Below are 9,404 nucleotides of genomic sequence, written 5' to 3' on the forward strand. Positions count from 1 at the left end.
GTGCTGTGCCGATCACGTCGGCGTCGGAAACATCGTTGACCATAGTTTTGGCCAGACGATTGGTGATGGTGCCGCTGTTGGTGTCGGTACGGCTGTCGTCAATCCAGATGGTCCAAATGCGGTCGCTGTCATCCAGGGTGACGGCAGGGCTTTCGACGCTGGAGCTGGGTGTGTAGTTGGCAGTGCGTGCTGTGCCGCTGCCCAAGGTCAGGGACGTGCCCCAACTGCTGCCTGTGGCGGTAAAGCGTTTGACGCGAATTTCGCTGACCGGTTCGTCAGTAATGTTGGCCTTGCGTGGCACGTGACGCCAGGCGATTACGCCATCACCGTTGCTGTTTACATCCAGTGCGGGCTGACTGGCGGCGGCCAGCAAGGTATAGCCACCGGAGGTGATGCTGTCGTTGATCAGCGTGGGAGTGCCCACCGTGGTGCCGTTGTAACCTGCGGCGTAGACCGCAGGCAGGTTTTGGGCGCCGACATTCTGGCTGTCATTGAGCACTTGCTCCCAGGCGATCAGGCCGGCACCGGCGCTGTTCAACTTGATTTGCAGATTTTTGGCATCAGCGATGTTGTTGCTGTTGTTTTGTACGGTCGCCGGGCTGGCCCAGCTGCGGCTGGTGATGTCATAGCGCACGGCGTACAGCACCGGTGCGGTGGCGACGGTAGGGATGGCATTACAGTCGTCAACCAGATTCTGATTCCACACTGCCAGCGCATTGCCGCTGCCATCCAGGGCGAGGGTAGCGCCGCTGTCCAGCGGTTTGGCGACGTTTTCGTCCAGCTCATACTGGTCTGCCGTCAGTGGCGGCGTGAGTGAGTCATCTGCCAGATAAGTGGTGGTTTTGCGCCATTTGCCAGTTTGTAGTTGCGTTGCTGCTTCCCAGGTGTCGGTGGCGGCGTCGTAGCGGCGCACCCAGATGTTGGTGCGTTGGCACTGGAAATAGTGATCGTGGGCGCCGTGTTCGCTGTTGGCCAGAATCAGGGCGGGGTCCGTTTTTTGCGGGTCATGGGCGGCATTTTTGGCGGTGTCAGCCTGGATGTCGCCGCGTTCAAATTCCTGCCAAATGACGATGAGGTCGCCATTGCCGGCCTGGGCAACCTGAGGTTTGCTGACGCTATTTCCGCTGTAGACGTCCTGCACAGACCACACTCCGGCGTCTTCCTCGCTTGTGGAGCAGGCGCCCAGCAGCAGTGTCGAGGCGATCAGTGCGCAGACGGCGGAGCTTTTTAGCGGCAGAGTCATGTAATTCCCCGTTTTATGATTATTTTTCCCCTGGTGGGCAAACATATCAAATAGTGTCCTTGGCTGTCACCTGCCGTTCAGGGCTTGCAAATTCTGCCAGAGGCAGTAGATTGGTCGCTTTTTCGCGGTTGATGATCCGAACATGCAATTTGAATTAATGAAAACCCAGGGGCCGGTGCGTCGTGGTCGGTTGATTTTTGAGCGAGGCGTGGTGGAAACGCCTGCGTTTATGCCGGTAGGCACTTATGGCACGGTCAAGTCTACCACGCCGGATGAACTGCGCGAGCTGGGGGCGCAGATTATTCTGGGCAACACCTTTCACCTGTGGTTGCGCCCCGGCACGGATGTGATTGAGGCTCACGGTGATTTGCATGATTTTATGAATTGGTCAGGACCGATTCTGACCGATTCTGGCGGTTTTCAGGTGTTCAGTCTGGGCGAGCTGCGCAAAATCACCGAGCAGGGCGTGATGTTCCGCAATCCGGTCAATGGCGACAAAGTGTTCATGGGGCCGGAAGAATCCATGGCCGTGCAGCGCAAGCTGGGTTCGGACATCGTGATGATTTTTGACGAATGTACGCCGTATCCGGCGACGGAAGAGCAGGCGCAAAAATCCATGGAGCTGTCCTTGCGCTGGGCCAAGCGCAGCAAAGACGCGCATGGTGACAACCCCAATGCGCTGTTCGGCATTGTGCAGGGTGGCATGTATCCCCAATTGCGCGAAGTGTCGCTGAACGGTTTGCTGGAAATTGGTTTTGATGGCTATGCCATTGGCGGTCTGTCGGTGGGCGAAACCAAGGAAGAAATGAAGCATGTGCTTGATAACCTGACGCCGATCATGCCCAACGACAAGCCGCGCTATCTGATGGGGGTGGGCAAGCCTGAGGACATCGTCGAGTGTGTGCGTCGCGGCATTGATATGTTTGACTGCGTCATGCCCACACGTAATGCGCGCAATGGGCATTTGTTTGTCCATGCCGGCGTGATCCGCATTCGTAATTCGCAATATGAAAAAGACACCCGTCCACTGGACGAACAGTGTGGTTGTTACACCTGTCGAAATTACACGCGCTCCTACTTGCGCCATCTGGATAAAAACCAGGAATTGTTGGGAGCGCGGTTGAACACGATTCACAACCTTTACTACTATCAGGAACTGATGCGAAATATCCGCGCTGCCATAGAGACAGAGCGGTTTGATGAGTTTGTAAACGAATTTTATGCCATGCGTGGGCAAGCCGTGCCTGCTATGTCATAATGCCGGTCATTTTTAATCTGTGAGGGAGTAATAATAGTCATGAGTTTCTTTATCTCTGACGCGATGGCGGAAGGCGCTGCTGCAGCACCTTCGACGGGCGATGCACTGATGGGCATGTTGCCGCTGATTTTGATCTTTTTGGTGTTTTATTTCCTGTTGATTCGTCCACAGATAAAACGCGCCAAAGAGCACAAAAAACTGGTGGATTCAGTCGCTGTTGGTGACGAAGTTTTGACCAGTGGCGGTATCGTGGGCAAAGTGAAAGCGGTTGACGAAAATTTCGTCACCATCGAAATTGCCAACGAACTGGCGATCAAAGTACAGCGTCAATACATCAGCTCTCAGGTACCCAAGGGAACTTACCAGCCCTAAACGAATACGTAGGATGACTTCATGCTGAACAAGTATCCCCTGTGGAAATATTTGATCATTTTTGCCGCGCTGGTGGCGGGTGGGCTGTATGCGCTGCCAAATTTGTACGGTGAAGATCCGTCAGTACAGATTTCTGCAACACGTACAGTACAAGTGACGCCCAGTACGCTGAGTCAGGTTCAGGCAGTGCTGGACGAAGCTAGTCTGAAACCCAAGAGCATTGTGATGGATGAGCGGGGGATACTGGCACGCTTCAATGACACCGAAGACCAGTTGAAAGCACAGGACCTGCTGTTCGATAAACTGGACACGGGTTATGTGGTGGCGCTGAATTTGGCACCAAGTACGCCGGCGTGGCTGGCCAGTTTGGGTGCGCTGCCCATGTACTTGGGTCTGGATTTGCGCGGTGGTGTGCACTTCCTGATGGAAGTGGACATGACGGCGGCGGCACAGCAAGCGATGAATCGTTACCGCGATGATTTTCGCTCGATACTGCGTGAAGAAAAAGTTCGTTACCTGGGTATCAAACTCGAAGGCGATGTCGCAGATGATACTTCTGCGATTCGTTTGAAATTCCGCGATGCCGAATCCCGTGACGAGGGACGTCGGCTATTGCGCAAAGAATTTTCTGAGCTGGAATATCGCGACGATGATGAGCCAGATGCTGCTTATCTGGTCGCCGCACCTTCCAAGGCTCGATTGGCTGAAATCAAGAAATTTGCCCTGCAACAAAACATCACTACCTTGCGCAATCGTGTGAACGAGCTGGGTGTTGCTGAGCCATTGATTCAGCAACAAGGCATTGATCGCGTGGTTGTTCAGTTGCCAGGCGTGCAGGACACCGCGCGTGCCAAAGAAATTCTGGGCGCGACTGCGACCCTGGAATTCCGCATGGTCGATGAGGAGAACAGCGTAATCGCGGCAGCGCGCGGCGATGTGCCTTTAGGATCAACTTTGTACAAAGAGCGCAGCGGCGATCCGATTTTGTTGCAAAACGAAGTCATGCTCACTGGCGATTACATCGTTGACTCATCGTCAGGCATTGACACTAACTCCGGCGGTCCGCAAGTCTCGATTTCCCTGGATGCCAAAGGTGGACGGTTGTTCACCAATGCAACCAAAGATAATGTTGGCAAATTGATGGCGGTGGTGTTTATCGAAACCAAAGTGGATCGTCGCGAAGTGGACGGCCAGGTGGTTCGCGTTAAACGCAAGCAGGAAGAAGTTATTAACGTTGCGCGCATCCAGGAACGTCTGGGGTCGCGTTTCCAGATCACCGGTCTGGATTCGCCCAAAGAAGCGCGTGACTTGTCATTGCTGCTGCGCGCCGGTGCGCTGGCTGCGCCAATGGATATCATCGAAGAACGTACTGTTGGTCCAAGCTCGGGACAAGACAATATCGACCAGGGCTTTGCGTCGGCAGTGATTGGTTTTGCGCTGGTGGTTGCGTTCATGATCATGTACTACCGTGGCTTTGGTCTCATCGCCAACATTGCGCTGGCGGCGAACGTGGTCATGATTATTGCGGTGATGTCGATGATGCAGGCCACCCTGACCTTGCCAGGTATTGCCGGTATCGTGTTGACGGTCGGTATGGCGGTGGACGCCAACGTGTTGATCAATGAACGCATACGTGAAGAATTGCGTGCCGGTGTGAGTGTGCAGCGGGCGATTGAGCAGGGTTATGACAAAGCGTTCGTTACCATTTTGGACGCCAACATCACTACGCTGATTGCGACCGTGGTGTTGTTTGCGATGGGTTCAGGTCCGATCAAGGGCTTTGCGATTACGTTGACGGTAGGTATTTTGACCACGATGTTTACCGCAATTATGTTCAGCCGCGCCATTGTGAATCTGGCTTATGGCGGCCGCAAGATCGACAAGCTTTCCATTTAGGAATTGAGCATGAGACTGTTTAAAGAAACGCCTAACTATGACTTCATGGGTAAAGGCAAGATTGCGATAGCCGTATCGTTGCTGGTTTTGCTGCTGGGCACCATCTCGTTGGTGGTTCGCGGCCTTCCCATGGGAATCGATTTTACTGGCGGTACGCTGGTCGAAGTGGGATACCAGGAGCCTGCTGATTTGACCGTGGTGCGTGGCGCGTTGCACGGCTCGGGTTTTGGTGACGCGATTGTGCAACATTTTGGTTCGTCCAAGGACGTGCTGGTGCGTGTTGCGCCCAGGGAAGAGTTGAGCAACGCCAAACTCAGCGAACAACTGATGCTGGTGCTGCAGAAAACATCGCAGCAGCCGGTGGAAATGCGCCGGGTGGAATACGTCGGGCCGCAAGTGGGCGACGAGCTGTTTGAAAAAGGCGGTTTGGCGCTGTTGACGGCGATGGCGTGTATTCTGGTTTACGTCTGGCTGCGATTTGAAAAGCGCTTCGCTGCGGGTTCCATTATCGCGCTGGTTCACGATATCTGGATTACCGTGGGCATTTTGTCGATTTTTCAGGTCGAGTTCGATTTGACTGTGTTTGCAGCCATCCTGGCGGTGATTGGTTACTCGCTCAACGACACCATTGTCGTGTTTGACCGGGTGCGTGACAATTTCCGCATGATGCGCAAGAGTACTCCGCGAGAAGTCATTAATACCTCGGTAAACCAAACCTTGTCACGTACCACCATGACCTCGTTCACCACGGTGTTGGTGTTGTTGGCACTGTTCTTTTACGGTGGCGAGCTGATTCACGGTTTTGCTACGGCGCTGCTGATAGGTATTGCGGTGGGAACATTCTCATCGATTTACGTCGCCAGTGCATCCGTGCTGTTGCTGGGCGTGAGCCGGGAAGACCTGATGCCGCCGCAGAAAGAAGGCGAAGATGCTGACGGTCCGCCGCTGTTGTAGTGCGCAGATTCGTTTCAAATAAAAAACCGCCAAATTTTGGCGGTTTTTTTTGTCATCAATTCTATTTCCGTCCATTCAATACGTGATACGCTTGCGCCGAATTAAACTCAGCCAATAATTACCAAGGACCGGACACGCCAATGACATGTGAATGCAAAGTACGAAGCCGATTACGCCGTCTGCAGGGACGTAAGCCCATGCAGCCCTCCTCCGGCCAATGTGTGTGTGATTGTCATTTTGTAGAGCAATGGCCGGCGCAGGATGCGACTCCGCTGCCTGTGCTTGCGGAAGATGTGCAGCTACATCTTTTGGATAATTCCTCAGTCGAACTCAATATAAAACAAGTAGATAGGTAGGGTTGTTAAAGTTTTGTGTCAGGGTTGGGCTTTTTCTGTATAATAACCACGCATGTTGTCCTGTTTTGCAGGTGAGGGACTGAAGGCATAGTCTCTCAGGGCGTGAAACTTGGCCAGTTTTTATTCCAGCCCAGGCCATATTCCAGTGACGGAACAATGATCAGTTTGTTAGCAGGTCGTGTTCATGTTGATGTTCGCAAAAATCCGCCGTTTCTCTCCATGGCTGCTACTGGCTTTTGCCGCTCCCTTGCAGGCGACTACGCTGCAGGCGGTTGGCCAGTTCAACGCCTACGCCATTAGCAGTTTCAATTATCAGTCCACCGACATCGAGGGCATGATTGGCTCCGGTGGTGATGTGACCTATGTCGGTGGTGATGTCGGTCGCAATAATGTCAGCTCGCCGTACTCCATTTATTCCGGCGGCAATGTGCTGCTGCAGGGACACGCGGTAAAAAATGGCGGCATTCAGGCCAATGGCAGCGTGACGACAACCGATGTAGGCATCGGTGGCGGTATTAATTCCGGCGGCAATGTTTCCATCACTCGCGGCAGCATGGCCGCAGGCTCAACTATCGTGAATAACGGCAGCCTGAGCACTTCAAATTTCGCCGTACAAGGCAATGTGCTGAGTCAGGGCAACGTGACCGTGACCACCGGCAGCATCAATGGTGACATCAACAGCGGTGGCAATGTGCTGACCAGCAAGGTTGGCGTCAACGGCAACATCAATGCGTTGGGCAATATCGAGATCAAGGAAGGCAGTTCTGTTGTCGGCAACGCCTTCCGCGCCAATGGAAATTATCGAACCAATAATCACGCGCTGAAATCGGATGTGCACGTCGGTGGTACGTTTACAGGCGTGTCCGGCAGTGTCTCCGGTGTGATCGAAGCGTATGGCGGCGTGGGTGCAGGCAACACGTTCTGGCTGGACCCCAACAAACATTTGCTTGGCCCCAGCAAGGCAACATTGCCGAGCGTCACTATCGACAGCCATGTGTCAGCGGCGATTGATCACTTTGCTATTGCCCAGGCCATCATCGGCGCAGGCGCAGAATACGCAGCGATGAACAAAACTGCTGACGTCGTTCAGGAAGACAACAACCCCAGCGTCGACAATTACATTTTGCGCGGCAAACATGGCCTGAATGTGTTTGATGTCGATGCCAGCATGCTCAGCAAATTTGCCAGCATCCGCTTCGAAGGTTTTGATGATTCCACGTTTATCGTCAACGTTTCCGGCAGTGTGGTGGATATTGTCTCGCCCGGTGGATTTCAGTTTGTGGGCATGGATGAAACCAATGTGCTGTTCAACATGAACCAGGCTGAACTGGTGAAATTGAGCGGCAGTTTTTACGGCACCATCCTGGCCGCCAATGCTGATGTGCACACCGCAGGCAACGGTACGATTTTCGGCGGTTTGTATGCGGACAATATTTCCGGTTCTTCGCAAATCAACAGCCGCTACTTCCGAGGCGAAGATCCAACAGAAGTGCCATTGCCTGCGACGTGGATACTGTTTGCTTTCGGCCTGCTGGGGCTGATGCGACTGAAGCGCAACGCAGCGTAAACGAAAAATTTTAGCAATACACAAAGCCGCCTACTAGGCGGCTTTGTTTTTATGTCTGTCTATGCGGGCTCAGGTTCGGGTTGTCGTGTAGTGCGTGATTCAGGTTTGCTTGCCACCTGTGCGGGGCTACTTGCTACGCTAATCGGACCTATCCGAGCTAGAGTTTTACCACTCGAACTTTGCGCTCGCTTTCCTTTGTTTCTCGCCATACCTCAACACGGAGTTTATGCTTGGGCGGCTGAGGCTTTTTTGGTTTCGGTAAAGATGCATGCTGTTCTTTTGGTAAGAGTTGACCTGTGTCGAAATCTTCAAGAGGTAGGCTAATTTGTTTGCCGTAAAGCGGAGCATCTTCTAACGAATTTTTCAGTGTGCCCACAAATCCAGGAGCTTCTGCCAATTCATCTCCAAATATCCGTTCAGCTTCTGCCATTGCATCGTCAACTGTTATCTCCGAGCTTTGCACCTTCACAAATAATTTCTCTAAGCTTGCAAGAGAATCGCCTCTTTTTTGAACTCGTGGCTTTATTCTTGTTCCTTGGAAAGGTGCAGATGCTCGTTCGCTAAGGAAATCGCCAGCATCTTTGACCTGTCTTTGAATGGTTTCAAGACCTGATATAAACGAGCCGTACTGACCGATTCCGATGTATATCGCTGCCAATGTGGCACCAATCGTTGATGCGGCCTTAATTGAACCTTCTTCAAACTCTAAGGAGAGAGAATAATCTTGAAGGGACAGATTATTTCCTACATAGACTTCCCACTCTTCAAATACACGAGTCGCATATTTCTCGAATTCATCTGGCGGTAAACTTGGTACGCCTAGATAGAAATATGTAGAGCCTATGCTAGCCATAGTTTATATCTCGAGGTCATAAGTTTTATATGCCATAACGTTGAAGCTGTGCGGCGCAAACGAAGCGCAGCGTAGTTTGCGTCCGAACGAGCGCATAGTTAGGCCACAAGTTCTTTGACATTTACGCCAAACTCCTTTTCGAGGAACGCAATGGTTTTTGGCTGACCATCCAGAGAAGCACGCACATGGGTAGTGGTATAGATCCCACCCTTCGTTTTCCACTTGGCATGGTCACGCTCAACTGCGGCCACCCATTTAACTGGGGCGACATATTCACAAAGCTCATCGGCTTCCGCATTCTCCGCCATGTTTTGGCAATGTAGTTTATGATTTAGCAATGGCTTACCCTTTATTGCGACTGAACGGATTGGTTTAGCACGATCGGTGAGTACACCAATGCCTACAAAGCCGTGATTCTTTAGATAAGCTGCCACAACATCGCCTTTTTGAAACCCGAGCATTGCATCACGCCAGCGAATGCCCTGACCAGCCGAGATAAAACCGTATTTCCTATAATCGTCCCAGTTCCGATGCGGCCCCTCGCCGACATTGTAGTAGTAGACACCGGACTGAAAATCGAAGCCAGACAGTTCTAAGTGCATAGTGTTGTGTGGCCTAAAATTCTCCGAGTAGTGCCCAGAGGAAACATTCGTTAGTTGTCGACCAAGCTTCCACAACAACGTTTTTTCTACTAGAAGTGCATCGTGCTCGGAGAGGTTGCGAGCGATCACGCGGATAATAGGTTTAAGCCCGGCTTTGTGGATCGCCGCGATGCGGCGAGCCTTTTCTGAATCCGAAGTATCGGACAGATGCGCGTCTTTACGGGAACCACGCCCCTTACCGAAATAAAATTCCTCTAAGTTACGAGGGTCAATGTAAACGTAGACATAGTAATTGTTCATGGT

The 9,404-nt window shown here is 52.4% G+C and carries 8 protein-coding genes; 5 read left to right on the plus strand and 3 right to left on the minus strand.

Translation table 11 applies throughout. The annotated features are described in order from the left end of the window. On the minus strand, positions 1-1,243 hold a 1,243-nt coding region (locus OEW58_13570), incomplete at its 3' end, for a hypothetical protein (protein MDH5302375.1). A gap of 142 nt (positions 1,244-1,385) precedes the next feature. On the opposite strand from OEW58_13570, the gene tgt reads away from it, so the two are divergent. The 5 genes from tgt (at position 1,386) to OEW58_13595 (ending at position 7,646) form a co-directional block, all read left to right on the plus strand. Beyond that, positions 1,386-2,501: a tRNA guanosine(34) transglycosylase Tgt gene (tgt, locus tag OEW58_13575; GenBank protein MDH5302376.1), complete on the plus strand. Its 1,116-nt coding sequence runs from the start codon at positions 1,386-1,388 to the stop codon at positions 2,499-2,501. Between the two features lie 39 nt (positions 2,502-2,540). Continuing rightward, positions 2,541-2,873, plus strand: a complete 333-nt coding sequence (yajC, locus tag OEW58_13580) for a preprotein translocase subunit YajC (GenBank protein MDH5302377.1) — start codon at positions 2,541-2,543, stop codon at positions 2,871-2,873. Between the two features lie 21 nt (positions 2,874-2,894). Further along, on the plus strand, positions 2,895-4,769 hold the full coding sequence (gene secD / locus OEW58_13585) for a protein translocase subunit SecD (protein MDH5302378.1): 1,875 nt from the start codon (positions 2,895-2,897) through the stop codon (positions 4,767-4,769). Positions 4,770-4,778: 9 nt separating this feature from the next. Continuing rightward, positions 4,779-5,723, plus strand: a complete 945-nt coding sequence (gene secF / locus OEW58_13590) for a protein translocase subunit SecF (protein ID MDH5302379.1) — start codon at positions 4,779-4,781, stop codon at positions 5,721-5,723. A 540-nt stretch (positions 5,724-6,263) separates the two neighbouring features. Beyond that, positions 6,264-7,646 (plus strand): choice-of-anchor A family protein, encoded by a 1,383-nt coding sequence (locus OEW58_13595; protein MDH5302380.1) that lies wholly within the window; start codon positions 6,264-6,266, stop codon positions 7,644-7,646. 157 nt (positions 7,647-7,803) lie between these two features. Here OEW58_13595 and OEW58_13600 read toward each other — a convergent pair whose 3' ends face one another. Both OEW58_13600 and OEW58_13605 read right to left on the minus strand, forming a co-directional pair. Beyond that, positions 7,804-8,499, minus strand: a complete 696-nt coding sequence (locus OEW58_13600; GenBank protein MDH5302381.1) for a hypothetical protein — start codon at positions 8,497-8,499, stop codon at positions 7,804-7,806. 98 nt (positions 8,500-8,597) lie between these two features. After that, a complete protein-coding gene (locus tag OEW58_13605) occupies positions 8,598-9,401 on the minus strand; it encodes a GIY-YIG nuclease family protein (GenBank protein MDH5302382.1) in 804 nt (267 codons plus the stop codon). Between the last annotated feature and the right edge of the window lie 3 nt (positions 9,402-9,404).

The organism is Gammaproteobacteria bacterium, from assembly GCA_029884425.1.
Lineage (GTDB): Bacteria > Pseudomonadota > Gammaproteobacteria > S012-40 > S012-40 > JAOUHV01.

Bases quoted from the DNA above. Each gene is read 5' to 3' on its own strand.
- OEW58_13600 (MDH5302381.1), bottom strand. From the start codon at position 8,499: ATGGCTAGCATAGGCTCTACATATTTCTATCTAGGCGTACCAAGTTTA.
- secF (MDH5302379.1), top strand. From the start codon at position 4,779: ATGAGACTGTTTAAAGAAACGCCTAACTATGACTTCATGGGTAAAGGC.
- OEW58_13605 (MDH5302382.1), bottom strand. From the start codon at position 9,401: ATGAACAATTACTATGTCTACGTTTACATTGACCCTCGTAACTTAGAG.
- tgt (MDH5302376.1), top strand. From the start codon at position 1,386: ATGCAATTTGAATTAATGAAAACCCAGGGGCCGGTGCGTCGTGGTCGG.
- yajC (MDH5302377.1), top strand. From the start codon at position 2,541: ATGAGTTTCTTTATCTCTGACGCGATGGCGGAAGGCGCTGCTGCAGCA.
- secD (MDH5302378.1), top strand. From the start codon at position 2,895: ATGCTGAACAAGTATCCCCTGTGGAAATATTTGATCATTTTTGCCGCG.
- OEW58_13595 (MDH5302380.1), top strand. From the start codon at position 6,264: ATGTTGATGTTCGCAAAAATCCGCCGTTTCTCTCCATGGCTGCTACTG.